Annotated in this window: 1 protein-coding gene; it reads left to right on the top strand. The window is 65.9% G+C overall.

Annotated elements, in window-relative coordinates:
* The first annotated feature begins 75 nt into the window (after positions 1-75).
* The gene (locus ABH924_RS24795; RefSeq protein WP_404503188.1) at positions 76-1182 is read left to right on the top strand and encodes an IS110 family transposase; all 1107 of its coding nucleotides are present in this window, start codon (positions 76-78) and stop codon (positions 1180-1182) included.
* Positions 1183-1452 lie beyond the last annotated feature (270 nt).

The raw sequence follows: 1452 nt of genomic DNA, 5'->3' as shown, positions 1-1452 counted from the left end.
GACGGCTCCCTTGGCCTGACGGCTCCCGGGGAGTGCAATGGTAGTGCCACATGTGAGGTTTGGGAGGTCCCGGCTATGTTTGAGCTTACTTTCATTGGTCTGGATGTTCACGCGGTCAACGTGGTGGGCCATGCGCTGAACCCGGCCACGGGTGAAATCAGCGCCCACACCATGGCTGCTGACCCTGCGATGGTACTGGAGTGGATCCGGCGGTTCGGCCCGGGCGTCAAGGTCGTCTACGAGTCCGGCCCTACCGGATTCGTCCTGGCCCGGTACCTGCAGGCCGCGGGCATCAACTGCGTCGTTGCCGCATCCTCGAAACTGCTGCGCGCTCCCGGGGACCGGATTAAGACGGACAGGCGCGATGCCCGGGTGCTGGCCGAGATGCTCGCGGTCGGTTCGGTGACCGAGGTGCGGATCCCCGATGTGGAGGAAGAAGCGTTGCGGGACCTGTCCCGGCTGCGCTCCGGCACGGCCACCGACCTCGCCCACGCCCGCCAGCACGTGAACGCCGTCCTGCTGCGCCACGGCATCCGCTACCCCAAGGACACCCGCTGGACGAAGGAACACAGCCTGTGGCTGCACCGCCAGCACTTCGGGGAACCGGCGCTGCAGTTCACCTATCAGGCCGATCTCGAGCAGGCCGAACTGCTCGCCGGGCACGTGGCGCGCATCGATAAGCAGGTCGCCGCCACGGCCGTCGCGTGCCGCTACTCCCCGGTGATTGAGGCGTTGATGTGTCTGCGCGGTATCCAGATGACGACCGCGTTCGGGCTGGCCGTGGAGATCGGGGACTGGACCCGGTTCACCGGTTCGTCCATCGGCTCCTACCTCGGGCTGGTCCCCAGCGAGAACTCCTCCGGCCAGTCCCGGCACCAGGGCCCGATCACCAAGGCCGGGAACACCTACGCCCGCAAACTCCTCATCGAATCCGCCTGGCAGCACCGGCGCCCCTATGCCCGGCCCGGGGAACGGCTGCTGCGCCAGCTCGATCTCGTCGCCCCGGCAACCCGCATCCGCGCTCTGGAGGCAAACCACCGGCTCCACCACAAATGGGAACACTTCGATGACCGGCACAAAATGTCAGTCAAGGCCAACACCGCCATCGCCCGCGAACTCGCCGGATGGTGCTGGTCACTGGCCGCCCCGCTCCAGCAAGGAGAACACATGAGCGCAGCCTGACCCGAACGTGCCCCCCGGGGACGTGATGGAAGCAAGACGGCAGCACGCGGAGCCAACTCGAGAGGAAAGCTATGAGCAGGCAGGTCACACAGCCGACGCTCGATTCTAGACACCGATACAGCTCCAGCCGAACAGATCGTCATGCGTTAACCAACCCGCGAATGTCAGCCTGACACTGCCCAGTCGAGAAAGACCCGCCAACGCCTTCACCACGACCGGCCGGCATACGATGAGCGGCCCCCTGAACCAAAAGCCAGGAGCCGCTCATCC

Origin of the sequence: Arthrobacter sp. GAS37 (assembly GCF_044908325.1) — a bacterium.
In the GTDB taxonomy this organism is placed as follows: domain Bacteria; phylum Actinomycetota; class Actinomycetes; order Actinomycetales; family Micrococcaceae; genus Arthrobacter; species Arthrobacter ramosus.
This window is presented reverse-complemented; position numbering and strand designations above follow the sequence as displayed.

Bases quoted from the DNA above. Each gene is read 5' to 3' on its own strand.
- ABH924_RS24795 (WP_404503188.1), top strand. From the start codon at position 76: ATGTTTGAGCTTACTTTCATTGGTCTGGATGTTCACGCGGTCAACGTG.